Origin of the sequence: Mesorhizobium japonicum MAFF 303099 (assembly GCF_000009625.1) — a bacterium.
GTDB lineage: Bacteria > Pseudomonadota > Alphaproteobacteria > Rhizobiales > Rhizobiaceae > Mesorhizobium > Mesorhizobium japonicum.
Map to the genome: position 1 here is coordinate 4,642,420 of NC_002678.2, position 26,123 is coordinate 4,668,542.

Annotated in this window: 20 protein-coding genes and 4 pseudogenes; 9 read left to right on the top strand and 15 right to left on the bottom strand. The window is 59.3% G+C overall.

The window, feature by feature from the left end; translation table 11 throughout:
- Positions 1–54 precede the first annotated feature (54 nt).
- The 9 genes from MAFF_RS23600 to MAFF_RS23640 form a co-directional block, all read right to left on the bottom strand.
- Positions 55–273, bottom strand: a complete 219-nt coding sequence (locus MAFF_RS23600; protein WP_044548943.1) for a helix-turn-helix domain-containing protein — start codon at positions 271–273, stop codon at positions 55–57.
- 734 nt (positions 274–1,007) lie between these two features.
- Positions 1,008–2,195, bottom strand: a complete 1,188-nt coding sequence (locus MAFF_RS23605) for a tyrosine-type recombinase/integrase (RefSeq protein ID WP_010913487.1) — start codon at positions 2,193–2,195, stop codon at positions 1,008–1,010.
- Between the two features lie 474 nt (positions 2,196–2,669).
- Positions 2,670–3,692, bottom strand: coding sequence for a transketolase family protein (locus MAFF_RS23610; RefSeq protein WP_010913488.1), 1,023 nt, complete (start codon positions 3,690–3,692; stop codon positions 2,670–2,672).
- Positions 3,689–4,528 carry a transketolase gene (locus MAFF_RS23615; RefSeq protein WP_010913489.1) on the bottom strand — a complete coding sequence of 280 codons (840 nt, stop codon included), beginning with the start codon at positions 4,526–4,528 and terminating at the stop codon, positions 3,689–3,691. The genes MAFF_RS23610 and MAFF_RS23615 overlap by 4 nt, the downstream gene beginning before the upstream one ends.
- 19 nt (positions 4,529–4,547) lie before the next feature.
- The gene (locus tag MAFF_RS23620) at positions 4,548–5,300 is read right to left on the bottom strand and encodes an SDR family NAD(P)-dependent oxidoreductase (protein WP_010913490.1); all 753 of its coding nucleotides are present in this window, start codon (positions 5,298–5,300) and stop codon (positions 4,548–4,550) included.
- 40 nt (positions 5,301–5,340) lie between these two features.
- Positions 5,341–6,234: an amidohydrolase family protein gene (locus MAFF_RS23625; protein ID WP_010913491.1), complete on the bottom strand. Its 894-nt coding sequence runs from the start codon at positions 6,232–6,234 to the stop codon at positions 5,341–5,343.
- A gap of 65 nt (positions 6,235–6,299) precedes the next feature.
- Entirely contained in the window at positions 6,300–7,262 is a 963-nt protein-coding gene (locus MAFF_RS23630; protein ID WP_010913492.1) for a substrate-binding domain-containing protein, read from the bottom strand.
- Positions 7,263–7,284: 22 nt separating this feature from the next.
- Positions 7,285–8,289, bottom strand: coding sequence for an ABC transporter permease (locus tag MAFF_RS23635; RefSeq protein WP_010913493.1), 1,005 nt, complete (start codon positions 8,287–8,289; stop codon positions 7,285–7,287).
- Complete coding sequence (locus tag MAFF_RS23640) at positions 8,286–9,683, bottom strand: ATP-binding cassette domain-containing protein (protein WP_244420595.1); 1,398 nt, start codon at positions 9,681–9,683, stop codon at positions 8,286–8,288. The genes MAFF_RS23635 and MAFF_RS23640 overlap by 4 nt, the downstream gene beginning before the upstream one ends.
- 242 nt (positions 9,684–9,925) lie before the next feature.
- On the opposite strand from MAFF_RS23640, the gene MAFF_RS23645 reads away from it, so the two are divergent.
- The 3 genes and pseudogenes from MAFF_RS23645 to MAFF_RS41455 form a co-directional block, all read left to right on the top strand.
- Positions 9,926–10,921 carry a LysR substrate-binding domain-containing protein gene (locus MAFF_RS23645; RefSeq protein WP_010913495.1) on the top strand — a complete coding sequence of 332 codons (996 nt, stop codon included), beginning with the start codon at positions 9,926–9,928 and terminating at the stop codon, positions 10,919–10,921.
- 700 nt (positions 10,922–11,621) lie between these two features.
- Positions 11,622–11,912, top strand: coding sequence for a DUF5996 family protein (locus tag MAFF_RS23650; protein WP_010913496.1), 291 nt, complete (start codon positions 11,622–11,624; stop codon positions 11,910–11,912).
- Between the two features lie 147 nt (positions 11,913–12,059).
- Positions 12,060–12,531, top strand: a pseudogene (locus MAFF_RS41455) (transposase); the annotation flags it as partial.
- Between the two features lie 215 nt (positions 12,532–12,746).
- Here MAFF_RS41455 and MAFF_RS23660 read toward each other — a convergent pair.
- Positions 12,747–12,953 (bottom strand): annotated as a pseudogene (locus tag MAFF_RS23660) (transposase); the annotation flags it as partial.
- 396 nt (positions 12,954–13,349) lie between these two features.
- On the opposite strand from MAFF_RS23660, the gene trxA reads away from it, so the two are divergent.
- Positions 13,350–13,670: a thioredoxin gene (gene trxA, locus MAFF_RS23665; protein ID WP_010913498.1), complete on the top strand. Its 321-nt coding sequence runs from the start codon at positions 13,350–13,352 to the stop codon at positions 13,668–13,670.
- A 300-nt stretch (positions 13,671–13,970) separates the two neighbouring features.
- Entirely contained in the window at positions 13,971–14,426 is a 456-nt protein-coding gene (locus MAFF_RS23670) for a hypothetical protein (RefSeq protein ID WP_157866052.1), read from the top strand.
- Between the two features lie 39 nt (positions 14,427–14,465).
- On the opposite strand, the gene MAFF_RS23675 is transcribed toward MAFF_RS23670, so the two are convergent.
- The 5 genes and pseudogenes from MAFF_RS23675 to MAFF_RS37930 form a co-directional block, all read right to left on the bottom strand.
- Positions 14,466–15,848 (bottom strand): sensor histidine kinase, encoded by a 1,383-nt coding sequence (locus MAFF_RS23675; RefSeq protein WP_010913500.1) that lies wholly within the window; start codon positions 15,846–15,848, stop codon positions 14,466–14,468.
- Positions 15,835–16,512: a response regulator transcription factor gene (locus MAFF_RS23680; RefSeq protein WP_010913501.1), complete on the bottom strand. Its 678-nt coding sequence runs from the start codon at positions 16,510–16,512 to the stop codon at positions 15,835–15,837. The genes MAFF_RS23675 and MAFF_RS23680 overlap by 14 nt, the downstream gene beginning before the upstream one ends.
- Positions 16,513–16,593: 81 nt before the next feature.
- Positions 16,594–19,710 carry an efflux RND transporter permease subunit gene (locus MAFF_RS23685; RefSeq protein WP_010913502.1) on the bottom strand — a complete coding sequence of 1,039 codons (3,117 nt, stop codon included), beginning with the start codon at positions 19,708–19,710 and terminating at the stop codon, positions 16,594–16,596.
- A complete protein-coding gene (locus MAFF_RS23690; RefSeq protein WP_010913503.1) occupies positions 19,707–20,960 on the bottom strand; it encodes an efflux RND transporter periplasmic adaptor subunit in 1,254 nt (417 codons plus the stop codon). Before MAFF_RS23690 ends, MAFF_RS23685 begins: the two co-directional genes overlap by 4 nt.
- 580 nt (positions 20,961–21,540) lie before the next feature.
- Positions 21,541–21,945 (bottom strand): annotated as a pseudogene (locus MAFF_RS37930) (transposase); the annotation flags it as partial.
- 203 nt (positions 21,946–22,148) lie between these two features.
- On the opposite strand from MAFF_RS37930, the gene MAFF_RS23700 reads away from it, so the two are divergent.
- The 4 genes and pseudogenes from MAFF_RS23700 to MAFF_RS23715 all read left to right on the top strand — a co-directional run bounded on the left by MAFF_RS23700 (position 22,149) and on the right by MAFF_RS23715 (position 25,984).
- Positions 22,149–22,547, top strand: coding sequence for a hypothetical protein (locus tag MAFF_RS23700; protein ID WP_193363995.1), 399 nt, complete (start codon positions 22,149–22,151; stop codon positions 22,545–22,547).
- A gap of 335 nt (positions 22,548–22,882) precedes the next feature.
- Positions 22,883–23,125 (top strand): annotated as a pseudogene (locus MAFF_RS37935) (GAF domain-containing protein); the annotation flags it as partial.
- 600 nt (positions 23,126–23,725) lie between these two features.
- On the top strand, positions 23,726–24,835 hold the full coding sequence (hisC, locus tag MAFF_RS23710) for a histidinol-phosphate transaminase (RefSeq protein WP_010913508.1): 1,110 nt from the start codon (positions 23,726–23,728) through the stop codon (positions 24,833–24,835).
- A gap of 126 nt (positions 24,836–24,961) precedes the next feature.
- Positions 24,962–25,984 (top strand): LLM class flavin-dependent oxidoreductase, encoded by a 1,023-nt coding sequence (locus MAFF_RS23715; protein ID WP_010913509.1) that lies wholly within the window; start codon positions 24,962–24,964, stop codon positions 25,982–25,984.
- Positions 25,985–26,123: the final 139 nt, after the last annotated feature.

Below are 26,123 nucleotides of genomic sequence, written 5' to 3' on the forward strand. Positions count from 1 at the left end.
CGCGCTCGCGAGCGGCCAGTCGCGGGAGATTCATAGCCGACACGCTAGACAGCGCTAGCTGTCTTCATCCGGCTTTACTAATTCGACGTGGCTGACACCCAACGCCTGGGAGAGTTCGAAAAGGGTGATGACAGTAGGATTGCGTCGACCACGTTCCAGACTGCTTAGGTATTGCTGGCTGTAGCCCGACCGGGCTTCCACCTGCTCCTGCGTCAGGCCTTTCTCCCTCCGAAGTCGGGCAAAGTTCGTTCCGACCAGTTGACGCATATCCATGCGCCACATTCGCCGTTTACATACTTTAAGTTTATCAACTATAGTATGTATTTTCGGACCAGTCGAATGACCGTGCCGGAATTGGTTAGGAGGTGTTCGATGCTACCAAAGACCACACCCACGTTCTCTGATCCCATCGCTCGGGCGGCTGCCATCCAGAAGGCAAATGATCCCGCTTTGAGCCTGTGGACCGACTGGCACCGCGCTCGGCACGTGTCGCTGGTCCTGTGTCGGGTGCAGCAGCGGTTGGAGACGCGAATGATGGTCAATCCCGGAATTCCGGTATTGACCGATGGAGAAAAGAAAACGCGTCGAACTTCGGTGGCCGCGTCGGAGGAGGGAATATGCGGTGGTTCGCGAGGCCGAGGTGTTTGCGATGACCGAGGCACTCCGACTTCAGGATGCGATTCCCAACGTCGCGGCTCAGTCTCTCGTGGGTATCGTGGCAAAACTGGAAATGATTGTTGGCGCCGACCGGGACATTGGCGACCCGACGGATTTTCCATGGCCGCACATCGCGTCCGTTCTGCGCGATCTGAAGGCGATTGCTGGCGATCTGCCGGCCTACCGGTTAAACCGGGCTGCTACCCGCGCGGATGTGGCGCGGCATCGGAAAGAAGCAACCGAGGTCGTCGCGGCCTTGGAGGCGCACGGGTTAACGGCTCAAGTACCTATATCGGCAGCGTCAACTCCAACACGGAAAACAGCGATCCGATCGTGGAATGTGTGTAAGACTAATGGTTCGCCTTTAACGCGTCTAACAGATCTCCCCACTCCTGCATTAGCGTCACCCGCTGGTTCCAATAGGTCGCGCGGTTGTAGGTCCGCCGGATGGCGTTCTTGTCCTGGTGCGCCAGCACAGCTTCAATGACGTCTGGATCGTAGTCGCGGGCGTTGAGGATGGTGCTGGCGGTCACCCGGAAACCATGTGCGGTCACTTCGTCCTTTCCGTAGCCCATACGTCGTAGCGCAGCGTTCATGGCGTTCTCGGAAAGCGGCCGTTTTGTGGAGCGGATCGAAGGAAAGACCAGGCCGCCGTCCTCTGAGAGCTGCCAGACCTCTTCCAAGACCGAAAGCGCCTGTTTGGACAGTGGCACGTCGTGCGGAGCACGCATCTTCATGCGCTCGGCCGGAATATGCCAGACGGCCTTCTTTCGGTCGAACTCGTCGCGCGTGGCGCCCCGTACTTCGCCGGGACGGACACAGGTGAGGGCAAGAAACTGAAGGGCGGCCTTGATGGTTGGCCAGCCGTCGTATTCGTCAACCGTCATCAGGAGCTTGCCGAACTTATTTTCATCGGTGATAGCGGCGCGACCGTTGACTTTCGGCGGCTGGAGAGCGCCCCGGAGGTGAAGGGTTGGGTCGGCCTCTGCCCGTAAGGTGACAATGGCCAAGCGGAAGACGCTGCCTATCACGCTGCGTAAACGCCGCGCTGTCTCTCTTCGACCACTCTTTTCGATCTTCTGGAGGAGTTGGAAAATTTCTGCTGGAGTGATCTCGTTAATGGGGCGCTTGGCGAGTGGGCCGGCCAGATCTTCCAGGAGCCATTTTGTTTTGCTGATGGTAGCCGCCGCAGCGTCCCGTTCCTCCATCCGCGTGACATACTCCTCCGCGACCAAGGCGAAGGTGGTGCGTGCTTCCGTGATGGCGGCGGTCTTCTCCTCTTTGCGTTTAGTGGAGGGGCTGATGCCGGCGATCAACAGCCTCTTAGCGTCGTCGCGCTTTCCTCTCGCGTCGAGAAGTGACACCAGCGGGTATTTTCCAAAGGAGAGGATATTTTCCTTCTCCAGGTAGCGGTACCGCAGTTGCCAGAGTTTGGAGCCGTTGTTCCGGACGAGGAGATAAAGCCCGTCGCCATCAGCAAGACGATACGGCTTGTCCTTGGGCTTAGCGTTCTTGCACGTGAAGTCGGAGAGAGACATGGGTACGGACCTCCCGGGTTGTGGGTAAGGCCTAAATCGTTACCCACAAACCGACGCGTTGCAACGGCACGCGGTAGGTCACCATGAACCGCCAAACTAGGCTAAGCCATTGATTTGTATTAATTGGTGAGACGTCGTGAGAAGCGATGGGAAAGTGAAATGGTGCCCAGAGGCGGAATCCAAGTAGAGGAAATTTGAATTCGTTTTCAATCGCCTCGGCATGGAGCAATAGCAGCGCGGACCAACAAAAATACCAACAAAAAATTTCTGTGGATTGATTCGGTTCCCGAAAATTCTTATCGCTCCGACGCCACCGTATCTAATCTTTGACGCAGTAGAGCATCGAAGCGACTTATCACCCGCTCGTCAACACGGCAGCTTTGCGCAGCATGTCGGTGATCAACACCAATTCTGGCCCGTTGCCGAAAGCGGACATGCGACCGCGAAGAATTAGCTCGAGCTCCTGCTTTGCTTTTACTCTGTCCATTTGCGGACACGACGCACGAGCTCGGACGATGAGATCCCGTAGCGATCATGAAGCGTCAGCAGTGCGCCAGCATCGAGGAACTCGTCGGGCAGGGCAATCTGGCGAAAGACTGGGGCCACGCCCTCCCGCATCAGCAACGCGGCAACGCCTTCGCCTAGGCCACCAATGATGGTGTGATTCTCCGCCACCACCACCAGCCGTCCCGGACGGCGCGCGCCATCAAGTATCGCCTGCGTGTCCAGAGGTTTGATCGTCGGCACGTGCAGCACCGCGCAGTCGATGCGGTCTGCTTCAAGCGCCTTCGCGGCCTCCAGCACTCGCATGGTCATCAGGCCGCTGGAAATGAACAGCACGTCCGCCCCATCGCGCAACAGCCGCGCCTTGCCGATCTCGAACGTGTAGTCGTATTCGTCGAGCACGACAGGAACTTTGCCGCGCAAAAGCCGCATGTAGACCGGGCCCTTGTAGTCCGCGATTGCCTCCGTGGCCTGTTCGATGTCGAGCGCGTCGCAAGGGTCGATGATCGTCAGGTTCGGCATGCCGCGGAAGATCGCGATGTCTTCTGTCGCCTGGTGGCTGGGGCCGTAGCCGGTGGTCAGCCCCGGCAGGGCGCAGACGATCTTGACGTCGAGCTTCTCCTCGGCAATCGCCATGCAGATGAAATCGTAGGCCCGTCGGGAGGCAAAGACAGCGTAGGTCGTGGCGAAGGGCGTGAAACCCTCCCGCGCCAGGCCGGCGGCGGCACTCATCAGCACCTGCTCGGCCATGCCCATTTGATAGAAGCGATCCGGATGTTCCTGTGCGAACACATGAAGGTCGGTGTATTTCGCAAGATCAGCCGTCAAACCCACGATCCCGGGCCGCTGATGGGCTAGCCTTGCAAGCGTGTGTCCGAACGGAGCACTGCGCGTCGGAACGCCATTGGGCGCGATCGAGGCGATCATCGCCGAGGTGGTCTTGCGCTCACCCGCGTTGACGGCGTGGCGCGGCGCGAATTTTGACTGCCTCACTGCGGACGTCCCTTTTCCAGAGCCTCGAGCGCCAGAGCCCACTCATAGGGCTCGACGCGGATGAAATGCGTGATGTCGCGAGCCTCCAGGAACGGCACACCCTTCGCCATGCGGGTGTCGCAGACGATGATCCGCGGGCGCGGATCCTTGAGGCCCCGGGCGTTGTCGAACGCAGCGCGGAGGGCCTCGATGTCGTTACCGTCAACGCGCTGCGCGTGCCAGCCGAAGGCCTCGAACTTGTCGGTCACCGGCTCCGAAGACAGCATGGCTGTGGAGGGGCCGTCGGCCTGCAGGTTGTTGAAGTCGACGATGGCGATGAGGTTGTCGAGCTTGTGATGGGCGGCAGACATCGCTGCTTCCCAGGTCGAACCCTCGCCAAGCTCACCGTCGGACAAGAGGTTGTAGACGAAACAATCGCTCTGCTTGCGTTTCAGTCCCAGGCACATGCCGACGGCAATACCAAGACCGTGACCAAGCGAGCCGCCGGTGATCTCCATGCCAGGTGTGTACGCCGCCATGCCGGACATCGGCATGCGGCTGTCGTCGGTACCGTAGGTCTCGAGCTCTTCCTCCGGCAGCACGCCTGCTTCGATCAATGCCGCGTAGAGTGCGATCGCATAGTGTCCGATGGATAGGAGGAAGCGATCGCGTCCCTCCCACAGCGTGTCGTCCGGCCGGTAGCGAAGTGCATGGAAATAGGCGACCGCAAGCACATCGGCGACGCCGAGCGCCTGCCCGACATAGCCCTGGCCCTGGACTTCGCCCATGCGCACGGCATGTCGACGGATGCGATAGGCGCGTTCGGCAAGGCTGACATTGCTGCCCGCGCGTGGCATCTCGAATTCCGTTGTCCCGTCAGCCATGGATCAGCATCCCCCCATTGACGTCGATCACGGCACCGGTGATGTAGCTGGCCAGATCGGAGGCGAGGAAGAGGTAGGCGCCCGCCACGTCACGCGCATCGCCCAGGCGACTGAGCGGGATACCCTTGATGATGTCAGCGCGCATGGCATCGGTCAGTTTGCCGCCGGTTATGTCGGTCTGGATCAGGCCAGGCGTGACGCAGTTGATGCGAATGCCGTCAGGCCCGAATTCGCGTGCCATGGCCTTGGCGAGGCCGAGCACACCCGCCTTGGCGGCTGAGTAATGCGGGCCACCGAAGATGCCGCCGCCGCGTTGCGCTGAAACCGACGACATGCAGATGATCGAGCCGCCGCCATTTTCACGCATATGCGGGATGAAGGCCTGGCTGAGATAGAGCACGCCGCGCAGATTGACATCGAGGATGCGGTCCCAGTCGGCCGGACCGATGTCCAGTGTCTTTACGGGCTGCGTGATCCCGGCAATGTTGCATAACACCTCGACCCTTCCGAACGCTTCGGTCACTTCTGCCGCAGCCCTCTTGCAGGAATCGAGGTCGGCGACATTGCAGGCGAGGCCGATGTGCTCGGGTCCAAGCGACGCGGCGGCGTCACGGGCTTGTTCCTCATCAAGGTCAAGAATAGCTATGCGCGCGCCTTGCTCCGCCATCAGCGTTGCCGTGGAGCGGCCAATTCCCCGGGGGCTCGCGGCACCCGAAATCACCACGGCCTTGCCCTTCAGCAACATGTCAAAGTCTCCTGCTGTTTCAATTGTTTCGGCGGATGATCTAGAGCCGGTAGTGCCGGGCTGCGTTGTCATGGAACAACGCAAGCCGCTCCTCGTGCGGGTAGTATCGTGTGATCTCCTTGAAGGCGTTCACGACCGCGTCGAAGCTCGAGAAAAGCTTGTCGACCGGGAAGTTAGTCGCGAACATGCTGCGGCCGACACCAAAGGCCGCGATCGCCTCCTCTACATAGGGGCGGATCGACGCCGTGGTCCAGGACCAGTCGCCCATGCCGAGACCGGAGATCTTGCAGGCGACGTTCGGCGCTTGGGCCAATCGGTGCATGCCCTTTTTCCAGGCGTTGAAATGCTTAGGGCCGTCGACCTGCATGCCGGTGTGGTTGAGAATGATCTGGACGTCGGGAAAGTCATGCGCGAGCTGGAGAAACTCTTCCATCTGCGGATAATAGAGCTGCAAGTCGAAGCTTAGCCGGCGCTTTGCCAGTTCCCGGAAGCCGCGCCGCCATTCTGGCGTCCGGCTGACCTCTGGCCGCGCCTGATAGGTCTTGGCGGGGTCTGCATGATAGTTCATCGACTGCCTGATACCCCGGAAGTTCGGATACTCCATGTGCCGGTCGAGGAGTTCGCCGACATCGGGTTTGGACAGGTCGGCATAGCCGACGATGCCATGCGGAAAGCCTCGCTTGTTGGCGATCTCCTGCAGCCAGCGCGTCTCCCCGACCGGATCGCTGGGATCGAACCCAACGTCCAGATGCACCGATTTAACGAGGTTCTGGTTCCTGGCGTCCTCAAGATAGTCGTCGAGACGATAGTTCGTGCGGATCGCTTCGTAGTCGCCGAAGGCCGATGGCTTAACCCCGTCGGTCAGCCACGGATAGTAATTAACTTCCAGGTCCCAGAGATGATGGTGCGGATCGATGAACGGCAGCTCGGCCACGGTCAGGATTCCTCGCTCGGGATCTGGACCCGCCGGCCTCTGCCGGCGGGTCCATTGGGTGGCGGTCAGTTGCTCGGGGGAAAGACGCGGGCGATGACCTTCTTGGCCTCGGGACTGTCGACCTTGTCGGCGGTAACGAGCGGCATGACCAGGGCCAGGTCCTGGGTCACCGGCGCGCCCGTCAAGGCGTTGTAGACCTGTTGGGTGCCGTCGATGCCTTGGCCGACCGCCTCCTGAAAGAAGATGCCCTGGATCGCTCCCTTCTTGAGCAGCGCGATCGTCGTGGGCGAGCCGTCTGCAACGGTAATGCCGATCTTGCCGGTCAGGCCGCGGGTCTCGGCAACCTTGGCGGCGCCGGTGCCGGCTTCGTCATACATACCGTAAATGGCCTTGACGTCGGGATTGGCGGTTAAGAGGTCGTTTGCCTGGGTAACGGCTTCGTTGATGGTGAGGCCGCGTGTTTCCAGTATCTGGACGAGGTCGCACCCGTTGGCGGCGAAGGCTTCCTTGGCGCCCTTGAGATATTTCTGCGCATTCTCCCGATCCTGCGGCAGCGACAGCATGCCAACCTTGTTGCCGCCACGCTCCTTGGCGAGCTCGCAGGTGAATTTGCCTTGCGCCTTGCCGGTCTCATAGTTGTTGGCGGTGACCGAGCATGTGTAGTTGGTGAGGCCTGGCTGCGGCCCGATGCCGGCGAATGCGATCGGCACTTTCTGCTTCGCCAGATAGTCGAGCAGCGGCGGTGTCGATGTCGAGCTGACGGGGCCGATCACGATGGCCGAGACGCCTTTGGTCACCGCGGTCCTGGCATTGTCCATCTGCTTGGCGGGTGAGTTTTCCGACGTGTACTCGACATAGTCCATGCCGAGTTCCTTGGCCTTCTCCTTCACGCCGTAGCCGACCCATTGCCAATAGGAAATGTCGAGCGATGGGGCGATGTAGGCGACGGTCTTCTTGTCTTCGGCGTACGACGCGCTTGACAAGGCGGCCGTCGCCAAAGCTGCAATCAGGATGCTCTTCAACTTCATCTTGGTTCCTCCCGTTGATGATCTAGATGCGGTTCTTGTTGCTGAAGCGGTCGATCAAAACCGCGAGCAGGATTGCGGCGCCTGTGACGGAGCCTTGCCAGAAGCTGTTCACGCCAATGAGGTTCACACCGTTCTGGATGCAGGTGATCATCAGCGCGCCCAGCACGGCGCCGATCGCGCTGCCGGTTCCGCCAAAAAGGCTGGCCCCGCCAATGACCACAGCGGCAATCGCCTGCAGCATCAGGCTCGCCCCTGCCGTGGCTTCGGCGTTGAGGATGTAGCTGACCGTCAGCAGCCCCGCCAAAGAGGCAAGCAGGCCCGAAGCGACATAGGCCGCGAACTTGATGCGCAGAACCGGGATGCCAAGCAGCCGGGCCGCAATTGCCGACGAGCCGACGGCATAGAACCAGCGTCCGACCACGACCTTGCGCAGCACATATTCCAGCGCGACCATCAGTACGATGCAGACCACGAGATGGTTGGGCATGCCGGGGACGATCTCGCCGGAATTCAGGAGCCAGAAATCCGGTGCGCCGATCGGCATCGAACGGCCGTTGGTGACGATGAAGGCCAGGCTGCCCGCCACCGCGTAGGTGATGAGCGTGACGACGAAAGGCGCGAGCCCGACGACTGTGACCAGAAGACCATTGATCGCGCCGAACCCCAAGCCGACCGCCAGGCCGGCGGCGCTGGCGGTCAGTCCGTCAGCGCCATTGGCCATCGCCAGCGCGGTCACCATCCCGGTCAGGGAAAAGACTGAACCGACCGAAAGATCGATGCCGCCGGTGACCACGACCAGCAAAACACCGAGCGACATGATGATGAGAGGCGCGGCGGCCTGGACGATGTTTTGCAAATTACCCATGCTGAGTGCGGCGGGCACGAACATGCCAACGGCCAGCAGCAGGACCACGATTGCCGCTGCAATCGCGGCTTCCGTGCGGTAGGACAAAAGAACTGCTGGGACGCGTGACGTGGCGCTCCGGAGTTTGCTGGTGGTCGTGTTGCCGTTGGTCGCGTCGGTCATGCCGCCATCCCCGTCAGTTCGGCGAGCCCGTCTTCGGTGTAGTGCTCCTCGGGCAGGAATCCCTTTGGCTGCCCATTGGTGTCGAAGGCGAAAATGGCATCGCAAAGCTCGAGCAGTTCGACATTCTCGGTCGACCACCAGATGATGATCGCGCCGGCGTCGGCCATCTCCCGGATCAAGCCGTAAATGTCATGCTTGGTGCCGATGTCGACGCCCCGCGTCGGCTCTTCCAGCACCACCATCCTGAGCGGCAACCCAAGCCAGCGTGCGACGAGAAGCTTTTGCTGGTTGCCGCCGGACAGCGAAGCCGGCAGGTCCCAGATCGAGGCGGCTTTCAACTTCAGCGCCGAAACGAGATCGCGACATTCCTGCCTCTCGGCCGCGGCAACGATCCGCCGCCTCTCGCGAACCCTGCGTGCTGCAAGCACGTTGTCGACGATGGGAAGCTGAGAAAGGATGCCCTTGGTTGCCCGGTCGCCCGAGACGAAGCCAATGCCTGCGCGCGCCGCTGCCGCTGGAGACGAGAACCGGTCGGCAAAACCCTCTCCGGAAAGGCGCCAGCCAGCTCCAAGCCCGGCGCCCACAAGGGGAGCTATGAGACCGGTCGGACCCGCGGGTGCGCCGGCCAGTCCCAGGATGGTGCCAGACGAAATCGCGATCCTGACGTCTCCAGGGCCAAGGAGTTCGACGGGGGCGCCCTGTCGGCGGCGTTTTTGCGGGTTGCGGTGCATTGCCGGACCCTGTGCGGGTTGTCCCATCTGCTGGACGATCTCGGCGTCGCTAAGCAGGGCAAGTGAAGTGGCATTGGCGATCGTGACGCCATCGCGCAAAATCGTGCAGACATCGCAGAGCGCGCGGATTTCCCGCATGCGGTGAGAAACAAAGACGATGCCAATGCCCTCCTCGTGCACCAACCGCTTGAGCACCCAGAAAAGTTTGGCTGTCTCGCCGGCGGTGAGGTTGGCCGTGGGCTCGTCGAGAAGCAGGACTTCTGCTCCAGTGGAAAGGGCACGAGCGATCTCGACGATCTGGCCTTCATGAAGCGACAATTTGCGTGCTGGCAGATCGATGATCTCTTCGCCGATCGCCGGGTCGATCAGCTGGAGCGCTCTAAGGGCAATTTCACGCATGCGGCGACGGCTGATCTGCGACCAGCCCGACCTTGCATGTACGATGCCGATGTTCTCCGCGACCGACAGCTCGGGCAACAGCGCCAGCTCCTGATGCACCACCGCGATGATCGGGCTGGTGCGGCCGGCCTTCGACGAGGCGACGTTAATTTCGCCGGCATCGCGTGATGTCAGCCCCGTAATGATGCGGATGAGAGTGCTTTTGCCGGCGCCGTTACCTCCCAGGAGCGCGTGGATTTCGCCAGCCCGGACCTGAAAGCTCACACCTCGTAGGACACGGGTTGCGCCATAACTTTTTTCGACATTGGCAGCTTCGATCAGGGGCTTCCTGGTCGATACCTGTCCAACTCCCGGCACGTTGCCGGCGCTACCCAAGCTTTGGGTTGAACCCGGTTCCATCCTGTATCTCCTCCCGAGACGACAGGATCATGCGACTGATTGACATTCGGCTCAATTCTCGTTTCTTAACATTCTGTGTAGCTGAACTTAACTAACTGACCAGAAAGATGTCGGATATCAAGTTCAATTCGATGACCCATTTCGAGGCCGTCGCCCGGCTCGGCGGCGTGGCAAAGGCTGCGCAGGAGTTGCAGGTGACACCTTCAGCGGTCAGCCAGCAACTGCGGTTGCTCGAACACCAACTCGGCGTGCGGCTTTTCCAGCGAGAAAAGCGCCATCTCTCGCTGACCATCGACGGCGAACGACTTTTCCAGACCACGACCCAGGCCTTCGAATCCATTCGTGAGGTGCGAAATGCCATTGTTCGCCAGCGCGAAAGCTTCCAGCTCAGCCTTCGCGTCAGTCCTTCTTTCGGCGAGAAGTGGTTGGCGCCCCGGTTGGCTGAGTTCAGCAAGGACTATCCGAGCTGGAACCTGCGGGTGGACGCCACGCCCAATTTCTCGGACTTCGAAACCGAGGTCATCGATCTCGATCTACGCTATGGCGACGGTGGCTGGGCTGGCCTTTACTCCGATTGCGTCGTCAACGACCTCATCCTTCCGATGTGCTCGCCATCCTATCTGGCGGAGCTGCGCGGACTGTCAGTCGATCCGCGCGAGCAGCTTGGCCATGCGAGACTGATCGACAGCGTGAAGGCCTATTTCCGGTGGGACTATTGGCTGCCGCGCAACGGTATCCAGGGCGCCCGCATGACGTATCCCTACCGTTTCGACCGTTCGTCAATGTCGGTTCAATTGGCCAAGGACGGAGCAGGCGTGGTCCTGGAAAGCACGACAATCGCGTTCGAGGATCTCGTGTCGGGTTCCCTGGTGCCGGTATCGACCGAGTTCGACGTCATTGAGTTTCCCGGCTATTGGCTGGTCTGTCCTTCCAGGCACATGAACCGGCGCGCGGTCCGCCTGTTTTCCGATTGGGTATCTCGGGTTGGCCAGCGCGACACCGATCGCGCACGTCAGTTTTTGTCGGAGAGCGGGCTGCATATATCGTTCGAACGACGCCCTCATTTTGGCACGCCGGATGACAGAGCGGCAACGATGTTGTGATCAGGATTTCAGAAGAGAACTGGTGGTCTTTCGCTTGCATCGTTCGGAATAATCGAGGCAGCTCTCGGCCCCCCCGCGAAATTTCAGATCAGGCGTACTGGCACAGCCTTGCGCTTGTGGCCTCCGGTCGCACGTTGCAGTTCGCAGCGAAGGTCGACCGGATTTTCGCAGCCTCATCGACACCGTGGCAGGGTCTAGGCCACAGCGAAGCAATCTTTTGAAATGCGACGCTTGAACTCGGTCAATATGCGCATTGGGCTCACCCGCCCAGGCGGAATCCAAGCGGGGGAAATCTGGACTTAGTTCTAAGCGGTTAGCGCTGGCCGACGGCCGCTCAAGCCAACAGAAATACCAACAAAATTCTTCAGTGGATTGGTTCTGTTCCCGAATATTGCCGTTCCCCCAGCCCCATCGCTCCTGAACCTTATCTCTGGGGCCGATCCGACTATTTCTGAGTTTGGCTCGGATTGTCTCCTCGATTGCTTTCACAAATCGGGAGAGCCTCGAACGATCGCCGTCACCGAAGTGTTTGCCGGTCCGACTGCGCAGGAGCTCGCGGCCTCGTTCATCGTCAGTCCGATCATGTACCATTTGGGCGTATCCAGGTGCCTAAGAACGCAGGCTGCGGTCAGGTCGGGACCTGTCAATCGGGCGCAAAATGGATCGATTCTCTATTCACGGCGGAGACATGGAGTGAGACATGGATGAGAGGTGGCCGGATATCCCATATCTGCCGTGGCGCGATACAGCCGCTGCGCTGCAGCTCTACGCACAGATCGTTGGCAAATATCGGCTCGCGCGAACACCGTGGGTGAACCACTCATGGCATGCGATGTTCTACCCGAACGCCCGTGGGTTCACCACCGGCCTGGTGCCGGATAGCGTGGGTGAGATCGAGTTGAGCTTCGACCTTGTCGATCACCAGCTTGTCGGTACATCCACCGATGGACGGACAGCACGCGTCGCATGCGCTGATCGAGCGGCCCTATGACAGCGAGGCTGTCGCGCGGTCTTTAGGGCGTTCATATCAGTGTCGGTAGTGGTCCAAAGGTTCCGGGCCTCATATTTGGGCAAAGTCAGCCCCGTTCATCTCTTCTGGGGTAGCTTCGGGTATGCGTCGCATTCTTGCATCTACACGTTCGACGAGCTGCGGCAGATGGAGCTGCGGATTGCTGAAGTCAACCGCGAGGCGATTGCCTTTCAAAGCGATACCGCACGTCGATTAATGACTATCCCGGGCATTGGTCCACTCGCGGCGAGGGCGCTTTTGGCAGCAGCTGGATCTGCCCGACAGTTCAAAGAGGCCCGCGATATGGCAGCTTGGGTCTTGTTCCCAGAGAATACTCTACGGGAGAGAAACGAAGCTGTTGGGAATAAGCAAGCGCGGCAACCGATATCTGCGCCGGATGATCATCCATGGCGCCCGCTCCTGCGTGACACACCTTGATCGCTCGCGATATCACCTTGGCGCCTGGCTCGATGGACTTCAGGCACGCATGCACACTAACAAGGTCACCGTCGCCTTGGCGGCCAAGATTGGGCGGATCGCATGGGTAGTGATGACTAAGCCCGGCGCAAGCTACGAACGGCGGGATCCGGCCTCTAGCTGATCCCATTTGTTCCAGACTGCGAGGCTCGTGAAAGTGAGGACGAGACAGTCGATCGGCGCGCCATAAGCCCTGTGCAAAAAAGCGGGTTGTGAGCCCGACCACCATTTATTTGGGAACCGCACGGGCGGATCTCATCATGGCCTGGCCGCGACAGCGGCCCACTTGCAAGAGGCCGGATACATTTGTGCAGACTGCATCGTCCTGATCGAAACGACCCTTACACGGGGCGGGTCAACATTTTTTGAAAGCAGCTCGCGAAGGGCGGCCGCGTCGAGCATCTGCTCAGCCAGAAGCTTCTTCAGCTTCGCGTTCTCCTTTTCCAAGGCCCTCAGCCGCTTCGCCTCGGAAACGTCCATGCCGCCGAATTTGGCCTTCCAATTGTAGATCGTCGCTTCGGAGATCCCATGCTTGCGAGCCAAGTCCAGCATGTCCGATCTATCCATATTACGAGTGTAACCCGTTTCGACGTTGACGCTTCAGAATTTTGGATCTTCATTAAAGGACACGCTCAAATCGGCGCATTCGATATTGAACGGAGGTCCACTTGCCGCTCGGAAAACTTACATCATCTCACCCGAGGCTCAGTCAAAGTGGAAACAGCGTTCGGCTATCACGTGGATTGAGTACGCTTCTTGATAATGGCGGGTATTTTGCCGCTTGTGAAGCAGATACTTCCCCCCGGATCCCATTGCTCTCGGTCACGGCGAGAAATATCTCGATCTTGCCGATCAGGATCAGTGTCGGGTCCAACATGAAGCCGGAACTTCAGCTCCGGTAGAGGAAGCGCAAACTGGAGCGGCCGATGAGAAGGAGCAGCCATGGCTACCGTGAAAGTCGATATAAATAACTTCCAGTCGGAAGTTCTGGAATCCGCAGCACCCGTCGTCGTCGATTTCTGGGCCGAATGGTGCGATCCCTGCAAGATGATTGCTCCGAGCCTCGAGGAAATCTCCGTCGAGATGGAAAGCAAGATCAAGGTCGCCAAGCTCAACATCGATGAAAACCCGGAACTCGCCGCCCAATTGGGCGTGCGCTCCATTCCGGCGCTCGCGATCTTCAAGGGCGGCGAAGTGGCCGATTTCTCGGTCGGCGCCAAACCGAAGACTGCTCTTTTGAACTGGATTTCGAACGCTGCCTGATCGATATCGCTCAATCTGTACCGCAATGAAAAAACCGTAGATTCTCCCCGCAAAGCGGTACGGTTCACAGTGATTTAGGGGCCTTTGTATAGGGCTCAGCCCTTTGAGCTTCAGCCTGATGTCGAAGCGATCGAGTGGCGAAGAAGCTTTTCATTGCGGCGTTGTCGAGGCAGTTGCCGCTGCGTGAATGCTGCGGCTTTTAAGCATGCCGTTGCAGTCTCGCGTGACCGCCCTCAAACCAATGATGCCCTGTTGTTCACAGGCTTTAGGCGATGCGTTTTGCTGGATCGGAGAGGGAATATGGGCAGCACCGGAGAGTTGGTCGGACAAGCAGGGCGTCCTGATAGCGAAGGAGGCCCGCATCGCATCTCCGACGCAATGTCGGACCAGCAGAAGGCGCGCGAAGAGACGCTTGCCATCGCCGGCGCGGTGGTTGCCCGCGACGGCAATCTCGACGGATTTTCGGATTCAGAGTTGGCCGATTTGGTGAACGGCTTCAGCAGATGGCCGGACGAGCAGAAGACGCGTGAAGCGCGTTTGATCCCCTCAGACAACAGAGCGATTCCCTACGGCTGGGGAGCGCCGTCGTTGGCGGAGGGCGCGATTGTCGCATGCGCATTGGTGGTGCGAGAGCCCAATGAAGCGGATGGTAAACGCACCCTTCGTGCCGACCGAAATTCACGTCAACACGGTCCCAGGAGACGCCGGGATGTCCATGGCCGCACTACGCCGACTCTGCCGAAAGTGAGGCTCTAAAAGCCCGGACTTGACGTCGCCATCACATCGCCCTTTTTATCAAAGCCTATTACTCACTCGGGCCGCCGGACAGGATAGTTCAGCACTCAGTCCGCCGCCCTCGTGATCGCGAAGGCTTAATGAAAATTGATGCAGCCGCGCTATGGCTGCGACAAGGCTCAATCCGAGCCCATATCCCGGATCATGGCGGCTGCGGTCGAGGCGATAGAAGCGCCGGAGCACGTTGCCCCGCTCCTCGAAGGGAATGCCGGGTCCCGTATCCCAAACCCGCACGACCGCTGCTGTCGGCGTGCCAACAAGCTCTAGCCCGACCCGCCCGCCCGGCGGGGTGAATTTTATTGCGTTGTCGACGAGATTAGCTAACGCCTCGAACAGCAAGTCGCCATCAGCGTCTATCGGCACCGCCGGCTGGCAAACGACTGCGAAATCGAGGCCGCCTTCTTCTGCGATCGGCCCATAGAATTCAGCCAACGCGGTCACGATGTCGCCGAGATCGACACGTGAAAAATTCTCACGGCGGCGGCTCTGCTCCACCTCGGCAATCCGCATCAGGGCAGCGATCGTCGCCAGCAGCTGGTCGATGTCCGCCAAGGACTTCTGCATCGCAGCCCTGACAGGTGCATCACCCGAAATTGCACGCAAACTGCGCTCAAGGCGTGCGCGCAAGCGCGTCAGCGGCGTTCGGAGGTCATGGGCAATGGAATCGCCGACCCCTTTCACTTCCGCTATGAGCCGCTCGATCTCGTCCAGCATCGTGTTGACGATCACCGACAGCTTGTCGAATTCGTCTTGGCGCTTATGAACCGGCAATCTTCGGTCGAAATGGCCCTCCATGATGGAACTACAGGCTCGGCGCACAGCCTCGACGCGCCGTAACATCGCCCGGCTCATCACCAGCCCGCCGATCAACGAAAGCGCGATCGCAGGGATGATTGCGAGCGCCATGGCCCTAGCGACGATTTCTTTTATTTCGTCCAGCGATGCCGTTGCACGCCCCAGTATAAGTATGCTGCCATTGGTGAGGATGGTCGCGACGCCGCGTACGCTCTCCGATCGCTTCTCCGCACCGTTGTCCAGGGATAGCACCAGAGTTGTCGGGATATCGAGCTCCGGCAATGTTGATGGCAGTATTGCGATGTTACCGGCGAGCCGCGTGCGATCGGCTGAGAAGATGCCGAAGGCCTTTTCCTGCCGCTTGTCGATAGCCAATGCTTTCTCGATGCGGGCTGGAAGGGATGCCGGATCATCCCGTGCGAAAGAACGCGCATCGCCGATCAGCGAATCGTCGATCTGTTTGGTGAGATAGCCAACTGTCTCCCTGTAGAAAAACCCAGCCATCAGCAGAAGCGCGAGGGCAAGGATCCCCGCCGCGCCGATCGTGCGGCGGAAGCTGGCCGTTTGGAAGATCCTAGTCCTGTGCACGAAGGACAAACCCCCGACCACGAATCGTATGGATCAGCGGCAACTCATCTGCCAGATCGATCTTACGGCGCAACCGGCCGATATGAACGTCGACGAGGTTCGTTCCTGGATCGAAGCGATAGTGCCAGACATGCTCGAAAAGCATCCCTCGCGTGACGACTTGCTCGGCATGCCGAAGCAGATATTCGAGCAGGGTGATCTCGCGCGGTACGAGTTCGACGATGCGGGTACCGCGTCGTACCGTGCGGGTCAAAAGGTCAAGTTCCAGGTCGGCGAGCCGCAGGACCGTGGCTCGCTGATCGGGAGTGCGGCGCGCCAGCACCTCGATGCGCGTCCGCAGTTCAGCCAGCGAGAACGGTTTCACGAGGTAGTCGTCCCCGCCCGCCCGCAATCCTCTTATGCGCTCGTCAACACTGGACAGTGCACTGAGGACCATAACCGGCGTATCCACGCCGCCTCCGCGCAAGTTTTCGAGAAGGCTCAGACCGTCTAGGCCAGGCAGTAGGCGATCGAGCGTGATCACGTCAAAGGCCTGGGTTTTGGCTTTAGTCAACCCGTCCGGCCCGGTCGCGGCGCGCTCGACTTCGAACCCCGCCGCACAGAATTCGTCGACGATCTCATCGGCCGTATCTGCATCGTCTTCGACGACCAGGACCTTAATCACAGCGTGTTGTCCTCTCCCATTGGCCACGTTGTTGCTGCACCCCGGCGGGCGTCAGCGGGCCAAGCACGGCCGCTCCCCAACCTATTCTGCCGGGACTGCGGGGAGCGCGGGCCGACGCCCGATGATCCGATACTTGACGCCCATCATCAAGCCTGCAAACTGCTGCATGTAGAGGTAGATGACCGGCGTGGTGTACAGCGTCAGCAGCTGCGACACGCAGAGTCCGCCCACGATCGCGATGCCGAGCGGGCGTCTGAGTTCCGAACCGACGCCAGTACCTAAAGCGAGCGGCAGCGCGCCCAACAGCGCACAGAGCGTGGTCATTGTGATGGGCCGGAACCGCAAGATGCAGGCTTGGATAATGGCTTCCTTTGGCGGCAAGCCGCGGTCCCGCTCGGCTGACAATGCAAAGTCGATCATCATAATCGCATTCTTCTTCACGATGCCGATGAGCAGGATGATGCCGACAAGCCCCATGACATCAAGCTGACCACCAACAAGCATAAGCGTCGCGAGGGCGCCCACTCCCGCTGAAGGCAAGGTCGACAGAATGGTTATCGGGTGGATCACGCTCTCGTAAAGCATGCCGAGAACGATGTACACGGCGATCAGGGCTGCCACGATTAGCATCGGCTGCGTGCTGAGCGAGGCCTGGAAGGCCTGTGCGGTGCCCTGGAACCCGGTCTGCACCGTCGCGGACATGCGAATCCGTGCCTGCATGGCTTCGACCGCCGTAACCGCGTCCCCGAGGGCGACGTTGGGCGCGAGATTGAAACTCAGCGTTACGGAAGGGAACAAGCCCTGATGGTTGATCGTCAGCGGCGCCACGGAGCTACTGACCTTGGCGAAAGCGCTGAGCGGAACCTGCTTGCCCGAATTGCTTCCGACATAGATCGCATCAAGCGCGCCTGCATCGACTCGGTATTTCGGATCGATCTCCATGACGATTTTGTGCTGGTCGGCTTGGGTGAAGATCGTCGTGACCTGCCGCTGACCGAATGCGTCGTAGAGTGTGTCGTCGATCGCCTGCGGCGTGATGCCGAGGCGTGATGCCGTGTCCCTGTCGACAGCGATGCTGGCATGCGGCGCCACGGCTTGCAGGTCATTCGCAACGTCTCGGACCTGAGGAAGCTTGCGCAATTCGGCGGTCATCGTGTCGGCCCATCTGTACAGTTCGGGCAGGTTGGGGTCCTGCAAGGTGTACTGGAACTGCGTCTGGGAGCCGCGTGCGCCCACGTTGATGCCCTGTACAGCCTGCATGCCCACGCTGACGCCGGACACACCGGCCGTTTCCTTGCGGAGGCGTGCAATCACCTGATCCGCGGACACGGATCGTTCCGACAGCGGCTTGAGGACGATCTGCAAGTTGCCGGAGTTCATGCGCCCGGAGCCGCCGAGGGTGGACCGGACCGTGTCGACCGCCGGATCTTTCAGGATGAGATCGACAACGGCCTGCTGCTTGGCTGCCATCGCTTGGAAGGAGATATCCTGCGCGGCCTGCGTGGACCCGGAAATCAGCCCGAGGTCCTGTTGTGGGAAGAAGCCCTTCGGGATCGCTAGGAACAACTCCGCCGTTACAGCCAGCGTTGCGAAAAAGCAGAGGAGAACAAGCCTTGGATGTCCGACCACGACGCGGAGCGAACGGCTATAACCCCGCTGGATGAAGTCGAAGCCGCGCTCGAGCAGGCTGGATAAGCGGTTGGGCTTGGCTTCGTGACCATGGCCTTTGATCATCAGGGCGCACATCATAGGCGTAAGGGTGAGCGAAACGAGCGCCGAAATGATGAGCGCTACCGCTATGGTGACGGAGAACTCCCGGAACAGCCGGCCGACCATGCTGCTCATCAGAAGCAGCGGGATAAAGACCGCGATCAGCGATGCGGTCATGGAAACGACCGTAAAGCCGATCTCGCTCGCCCCCTTCAAGGTGGCCTCAAGAGGGGATTCGCCGCCCTCGATGTGCCGGACGATGTTCTCGATCACGACGATCGCATCGTCGACGACAAACCCTACGGCGATCGTGAGTCCCATCAGCGAAATGTTGTCCAGCGAGTAACCCAACAAATACATCACGCCAAATGTGCCGATCAGGGAAACGGGAATCGTGACGGCCGGAATGATGGTCGCGCTCATGCTCTTGAGGAATAGGAAGATCGTGAGGACAACCAACCCGATCGTAATCATGAGTGTGAACTGGACGTCGGCCACGGCTGCGCGAACGGCAACCGTAGAGTCACCCGCCGTCATGATCTGGACGGAGGGAGGGAGGCGCAACCGCAGTCCTGGCAGGGCGGCCTTGACGCCATTCACGACGTCAACCGCGTTAGCGCCCGACTGCAGATGAACGTCTATGAGGACAGCCTTCCGATTATTGTACCATGCACCCAACGTCGTGTTTTCGACGCTGTCGATCGCGCGTCCGATATCGCTGATCCTTATCGGAGATCCGTTGCGGTAGGCGATGATTGCCGCGCTCGCGTCCGCCGAGGTGAGGAGTTGGTTATTGGCGTCGAGCGTGACCGAGCGCTGCGCGCCTTCGAGAGTGCCCTTGGGTCCGTTGGTCGTCCCCACTACCAGCGCGGACCGAACGTCTTCGAGGCTCATCCCGAGGCTGGCCAGCTTCATGGGATCGAGCTGGATTCGGATGGCCGATTTCGAAGAACCGGGCATGTCCACGAAGCCGGCTCCCGGAATCTGGGACAAGGTCTGGGCAACCATATTAGACGCCGCATCCATGACCAGCGGGAGGGGGATCGTGTCCGACTGCAGCACGATGGAGATCACGGTGAACAGTGCCGGATTGACCTTGTGGTAGGTGGGCGGACTTTGCATTGCCTTTGGCAATGAGCCGCTCGCCGCGTTGATCGCCGCCTGAACGTCCTGGGCCGCGCTGTCGATATTGCGGCTGAGATCGAACTGCAGCGTCATGTCGGTTTTGCCGAGCGTACTCGTCGACGTCATCTGGGCTAGGCCGGGTATGGTCGAGAATTGCTGTTCGAGCGGGCTCGCTACCGTGCTCGCCATCGTTTCCGCTTTGGCGCCGGGCAACGTGGACTCTACAGCGATGGTCGGAAAATCGACCTGAGGCAGCGACGAGATCGGCAGAAGCATGTACGCAACCATGCCCACGAGCACGATGCCGAGCGTCAGCAGCCCGGTCGCAATTGGACGCTGGACGAATATGTTGGAGACGCTCACACTCGATCCCTTCGATGGCCCAAAGCTTCGCCTGCCGCGTCCTGCGATCCGGCGCTCTGCGTCGACACTTTCATCCCGGGCTTCAGGCTGTATTGCCCCTCGGTGACGACCGTATCGCCGGCATTCAAGCCCGAAGCAATCACGGTGACGTCGCCGGCTACGCGTTTGACCGTCACCTTGCGCTGGACCAGCGTCGAGTCCTCCGGCTTGACCAGATAGACGTAAGTGCCGTTGGCCGACTGCTGAACGGCACTTGATGGAACCGAAGTCGCCTCGGACAGGAGCACGCTCTGGAACAGGGCACTGACGAACTGCCCCGGCTTCAGTTGATGGTCCTTGTTCGGGAAAGTCGCCTTCAATTTGATGGTAGCCGTCGCGGGATCGATATGATTGTCGACGAGGCTCAAAGTTCCCGTGTCGAGCATCCTGCTATCGTTGGCCGCTAGGGCGGTGACGGAAATCGCGGACGCTGGCGTTCCGACCGGCCAGTCAGCGACGGCGTCCGCCGGCACGGTAAACACGACCGAAATCGGCTCGAGCTGATTGATTGTCACAATCCCCAGATCGGTCGAAGTGATCATGTTGCCCGCATCGATCATCCGTATGCCCGCCACGCCGTCGATCGGCGAGGTGATGGTGGTGTAGTCTATCTGGGTCTGCGCGTTCTCGATGGCGGCTTTGTCCGCCAAAATCGTCGCCTCCGTCTGGGCGATCTGCGCCTTTTGCGTATCGAGGACCTGGCCCGTGGCAAAGCCTTTCTGGGCAAGGCTCGAAACGCGTTGCAGATCAGCTTGAGCATTGGTGAGTTGTGCCTGATCCTTGGCCAGCGTCGCTTCGGCCTGATGCAGAGGTCCAAGGAAGGGTTTCGGGTCCAGGCGGGCGAGCACATCGTGCGCATGCACCATCTGGCCTTCAGTGAAGACGATATCGTTGATCTGCCCATTGGCGCGAGGCTTGACTGTCACGCTGTTGAAGGGTTGCACGGTTCCGAGCCCTGTGACCCAGATCGGAACGTTCCCAAGTTGCGCCTGCGCTGCCTTGACCACAATGGGAGGCGCCGGTGCGACAGTTGCGAGCGCGACGGCGTCCGAAGGGCGAGCGCTGCTGTAGGCATAGATGGCAAAAGAGCTACCGCCCAAGAGGACGATCGCGAACATTAATCGCAGCGACCGCGACTTGCGGAACTTCTCAGCGGGAAGGGTCTGTTGCGCCAAAGGCTCGTGCGGTTTGTCTGGGGTCTGTTCGAGCATTCGGATCTCCTGGTGACAGTGCATAAACGGCACGCTCAAAGACCGTTCTGTTGCACTGCAGCATTACGTCGGAAATCCTTTTGCGCTATTAAAATCGGTGTTAAGAAACGTTGCGTAAGCAGCCATGAGTAATTCTCCGTGGAATATAGGAGCACGACCGAGGCCTTGCGCATAGCAACCGAACCGTTATGGAGCGTGATCAGCTTCAGCGGCAGTCCGGCCTTGAAGAAAACGCCCAAAACTGAGATCTGTGCCAGCGATCTGCGCCTGCTCGGGGAAGATCAGTCTGGCGACCTAGCCGAGCAGCGTAAAGTTGTCGACCAGCGTGGAACTCATGGCGACAATCAGGCCAGGCACATCCGGGTTTCCAGACCGGTATGAAGGGCCTGGGCGCCAGCACGGCCGGCGCATTGCTCATGATATTGGAGAGGACCGCGGAGAAGCCCGACAGGCGCCGTCGCGCGCCGGCGCAGACCCCTTCCTAGACTAGCGACAAGGTATTCGCCCTCGACTTAGAGGTCTCTTCCAAAAACGAGCCTGTCTACATTGCTGCGTTCATTCATCCTTACCCCGGCCTTTATCAACCAAAGACAGCTACGGCCGATTTGATAGTGATGCCACCATCGGGGCTTCGCCGCATCTGACGTCCCGTGGCGGCGCAAAAGACAGTCGGCAGTTGCAGCGCTGGCGGCACCCGTGACCAGAGCCTTCGCATGATTTCCCGGCCATGCCGAGTTTTCCGAATGGCGCTTCCAGACACGACGCGCTGAGACCAGCGGAAGCCGATTTCATGGAAATACAGGTCGGCATGTTGCGGGCTGATATGGTGAAAGACGCCGGCGATCGTCCGCCGCACGCGGGAATTGAAACCCTCCACCTAATTGACGTGGACCGTGTCGCGAAGATATTCGTGGCTGGAATGCTTCACGGTCTCATGCTTGGCAAAACTCTCGCCTATGGCCATGAATGCCTTCGCCTCATCCGAGGCGGAATCCAAGTAGAGAAAATTTGAGTTCGTTTTCAATCGCCTCGGCATGGAGCAATAGGAGCGCGGACCAACAAAAATACCAACAAAATATTTCTGTGGATTGGTTCGGTCCCCGAATAATGCCCCATCCATCCATGACACTGCATCAAGGTCGCGGTGCCGTTTCCTCCTATGGCGGGACGAGGTCGGGGGGCCGCCGCTTGGATGTTTTCCACGGTCGCAAAACGGCCCGGCAAGGGGCGGTCTTCGTCGGCAGCCACCGCTTGCAGGGGCACGAGCTCCGCGAAATCGGCTTTCGCTCCTATTTCCGTGACAACGCGCCGAGTTTGGAGGTGCTCGATACGCTCGTGACCCTCGAGAAGCGGCAGATCACATACGAGACCACGCTGGATCTCATGCACGGCAACCTGAGCTCGTCGGCTTCTGTATGGTCGGCGGGGGCAGGGGGCCATCAGGAGCTCCGCGAGGTGCGCAAAGCTCAAGACGCTGTCGCGATTGTGAATGAAATCACGCCGGAGTCGCAGTCGGCCCTCGTAGATGGCATCGTCGCGATGGCGGTCGCCACGCCACTGCGCCCAGCTTTGCCAGGAGCTGATTAGGCTGATGGCCCGGGCCATCAGCACCGGCACCGCGGCGACGCCGGGGCAGACATTCTGCCGTTCGATATCATCTACCGGAGCTATATGAAACTGATGGAATTCTATCATGAGCGCAGAGTTTCCTTTCGCGAATGAAAGAAAGCTCGATTGACTCTCCCGCCCCATTCCCGTCTCGTGAATCAACGTGCGGTTGCGGCGTGCAGAAGCCAGTCGACGGTCGCGATTCATGAAAGGAAACTCCATGGCAAGGCATCGCACCGCTGTGCACTCGACCACGTTGCAGCGTCCCGACTTACGGCTAAGGCGTTTTTCGCGCTTGCCCGTGACCAGTCAAAATCCGCAACCAAGCGGTGGACCCGGCTTTCAACGCCGCCGACAAGGACGTGCTCGGGGCGTCCGACAGCATGAAAGTCTCGTTCATCGGCGTACCCGTTCGCGTCGATGCGAACGTCGTGGGCACGCCGACCATCGACCGCATCTTGGACAACAAATCAAGTTCCCTCCTCGATTACGACCTGCGCCTCCTCACCACAATCGCCAATCTGGTTGGGCAGACCGTGAAGCTGCATCGCATGTTCCTGGCAGCGGGAGCGTCAATCGGCAGAATGCCACGGACAGTGTTTTTTCGCGGCGCCGTGGAAGAGCGGACCGGGCAACAAGGTGCCGCAACTGGGCCGATGATGCCAGACAGGCCGGCCACGCGGCCGACTGAGGCTGCTCCTTGGGCCGCCGCTACGGTCCCGTCCGTCGTCAGCGACCAGGCACCGCTGGCGCCTCCCAGCGCAGCCTCTTTAAAGGTACGAGTATGTCAAATCGCGAGCGTGTCATCGCGGCCGTGAAGAGATGGTTCGGTGCAGACAAAGGCGGCGCCTCCTTGGACTGACGCCGCGCCAGATTGGATACACGCTGAGGAAATACGGCATCAGATCAAGCGTCCTTGAAAGGCTGACCGAGGCAAATATCAGGGACAAATCAAGCGTTGGTGGTTGGCGGAGCCTTGGCCCGATGACGAGTGGATGCGGACTGAGCGTCGGGCCAATCCGACCCGGGAGGACAGCCCGCCCGACCTCGCGGGGTCAATGTGCTGACAACGGCGGTGTGAATGCACTGTTGGTCGGCCATGTGCTCAGACCATCAGTTCATCCCGGATTCCCTCTGCGACTGAAACGGAGAAAAACATGTCCGATGCAAAACTTCAGAGTGTGCTGTCGTCTCTTTCGCAAGTGGCGAGACAGTTAGATGCTCTGCCATCCGATACACCAGCGCCGGATTCAAGTTGGGTAAAACTAAACACGAATGAGAACCCCTTCCCGCTTCCGGAAATCATAATGCAAAGTGCGATTGCAGCTCTCGAACGGCAGTATCTATATCCAGAAGACGATAACATCAGCTTGAGAGAAGCAGCCGCGAATGCCTACAGCGTCTCCATGGATCAGGTGATCGCCGGCAACGGATCGTCTGAACTGCTTGGACTTGTCTACAGAGCATTCCTTACCCCGGGGGATAGCGTGGCGATGATGTCGCCAGGTTTTTCGTTCAACCGCAAACTTGCAACGTTGCAGGGTGCTCAATTTGTCGAAATCGAATTTAGCAAAGATCATTCCTTGCCGATGGAGCAATTGCTCTTCGGTCCTGCAAAGGACGCCAAGTTCATTCTGCTAGCCAATCCGAACAATCCGACTGGAACGTTCGTTCCGGTGGCCGATATCGAACGCCTGGTAGCGAAATCGGACCGCTTGATCGTGCTGGATGAGGCCTACGTCGACTTTGCACCCGAGAATGGTCTACGCCTCATCAATCGCTATTCGAACCTTCTGGTCTTAAGGACATTTTCGAAAAGCTATGCTGCCGCCGGCGTTCGCGTCGGTTTCGGTTTCGGTCATCCTGAAATTATCGGCAGGCTACGCAACATCCAGAACGTCTTCAACATGAATGTGATCGGGCAGGCGGTTGGTATCAGCGTCCTTGCGCACCGCGCCGCCTATGCAGACAACCACAGACACATCAGGCATGAACGACGGCGAGTGACGCTCGCGCTGTCGCAACTTGGATTTTCCGTAATCCCTTCCCACGCAAACTTCTTGCTTGCCCGCGTGCCAACGGCACAGGACGGCTCATGGTGGCAATCAGCCTTCGCAAGGCAAAAAATACTTGTTGCCGTCTTTCCAGATAAAGGTTTGGAAAATTACATCCGCGTCAGCATCGGTACAAAAGAGCAAATGGATGCGTTTCTTCGTGCCGCTAGTCGTATTAGCAGAATATTGAATATGTCAACACCCCCGCGTTAGGCTGCTAAGGCTCTGCTTTAGCATTTCGCAGCCAATAATCCGAGCGATTACACGAGCGAGAAATCTTTAAATTGCTTGGAATACGCAAGCAACCGTACTTTCTGCGTCAAAAATGGAGACAATATCATGGATAAGGCCTTTCCTTCAGGCCTAGCTGTCGGCATCTTCGATCATCTGGACGAGGACGGCCCCGATATCGCCCGACAGTACGAAGATCGCCTGATGTTAGCGGAGGCGTGCGATCACCTTGGGTTCTATGCATATCATCTCGCAGAGCACCATTGTACCCCACATGGGAGAGGTCCCTCACCGAATCTGTTCTTGTCGAGCGTAGCCCAGCGAACCCGGCGCCTTCGTGTCGGCCCGTTGGTAATGCTGCTTGCCCTCTATCATCCGCTACGTGCGTTCGAAGAGATCTGTATGCTGGACCAATTGAGCGGTGGCAGGCTCGAACTTGGGATAGGGCGCGGCTCGCTCCCGATCGAATTGGGTTACTTCGGGATTGGCTCGGACGCGGCGCCAAACCACTATGCGGAAGCCAGCGAAATTCTTATCAATGCGCTGAAGGGCGGCACGCTATCCTATCAAGGTCGCCATTTTGAGTTGAACAGCGTTCCGCTGACGCTAAGAACTCATCAGCGTCCACATCCGCCGACTTGGATCGCCACCAATCGACCGGAATCGGCAGTCTGGGCCGCTGCGAATGGCGTGAACATCGCGTGCGTGGGACCTTCCTCTTCCGTTCGAAGAATCACTGATGCCTTCCGTCGAGAGCACACCAGTGAGGCGGACGACCAAACGCCATTTCTTGGATTGCTCCGAATGGTCGTGATTGGGCGTTCTGAAACAGATGCACGTTCACTCGCCGCACCTGCTTACGAACGGTGGCTCAAGAGCTTTAAATTCCTTTATGATCTTAATGGCATGCCGACTCCACCAAACCTGCCGCTGACCTTCGATGCAGCAATCGAGAAGGAATTGTGCGTAGTAGGAACGGCAGCTTCTGCGGGACACGCTCTTCTTGAACAGCTGGAAGCGGCAGGTGCAAACTACCTCCTTTGTCAACCGGCGTTTGGGAATCTGTCGTTAGATGCTTCCCTATATACCGCAACGGCGATTCAATCCGCAATTATGGCTCGAGTTGGCTAACCCCGGTTCGAACGTTCGCTCACCCAACAACGTGCCAAGCGGCATGCGGTCGCTAGCGACGACTAGATGCGGGTTTCGGATGACCCATCAACCGGTTGGCACAGAGACATGCGGCTTCCTCCTCAAAGCGGCGTGTTGT

Excerpts from the sequence above, each read along its gene's own strand:
- MAFF_RS23600 (WP_044548943.1), bottom strand. The coding sequence starts at position 273 with ATGGATATGCGTCAACTGGTCGGAACGAACTTTGCCCGACTTCGGAGG.
- MAFF_RS23605 (WP_010913487.1), bottom strand. The coding sequence starts at position 2,195 with ATGTCTCTCTCCGACTTCACGTGCAAGAACGCTAAGCCCAAGGACAAG.
- MAFF_RS23615 (WP_010913489.1), bottom strand. The coding sequence starts at position 4,528 with ATGCCACGCGCGGGCAGCAATGTCAGCCTTGCCGAACGCGCCTATCGC.
- MAFF_RS23620 (WP_010913490.1), bottom strand. The coding sequence starts at position 5,300 with ATGTTGCTGAAGGGCAAGGCCGTGGTGATTTCGGGTGCCGCGAGCCCC.
- MAFF_RS23630 (WP_010913492.1), bottom strand. The coding sequence starts at position 7,262 with ATGAAGTTGAAGAGCATCCTGATTGCAGCTTTGGCGACGGCCGCCTTG.
- MAFF_RS23635 (WP_010913493.1), bottom strand. The coding sequence starts at position 8,289 with ATGACCGACGCGACCAACGGCAACACGACCACCAGCAAACTCCGGAGC.
- MAFF_RS23645 (WP_010913495.1), top strand. The coding sequence starts at position 9,926 with ATGTCGGATATCAAGTTCAATTCGATGACCCATTTCGAGGCCGTCGCC.
- MAFF_RS23650 (WP_010913496.1), top strand. The coding sequence starts at position 11,622 with ATGGATGAGAGGTGGCCGGATATCCCATATCTGCCGTGGCGCGATACA.
- trxA (WP_010913498.1), top strand. The coding sequence starts at position 13,350 with ATGGCTACCGTGAAAGTCGATATAAATAACTTCCAGTCGGAAGTTCTG.
- MAFF_RS23670 (WP_157866052.1), top strand. The coding sequence starts at position 13,971 with ATGGGCAGCACCGGAGAGTTGGTCGGACAAGCAGGGCGTCCTGATAGC.
- MAFF_RS23690 (WP_010913503.1), bottom strand. The coding sequence starts at position 20,960 with ATGCTCGAACAGACCCCAGACAAACCGCACGAGCCTTTGGCGCAACAG.
- hisC (WP_010913508.1), top strand. The coding sequence starts at position 23,726 with ATGTCCGATGCAAAACTTCAGAGTGTGCTGTCGTCTCTTTCGCAAGTG.
- MAFF_RS23715 (WP_010913509.1), top strand. The coding sequence starts at position 24,962 with ATGGATAAGGCCTTTCCTTCAGGCCTAGCTGTCGGCATCTTCGATCAT.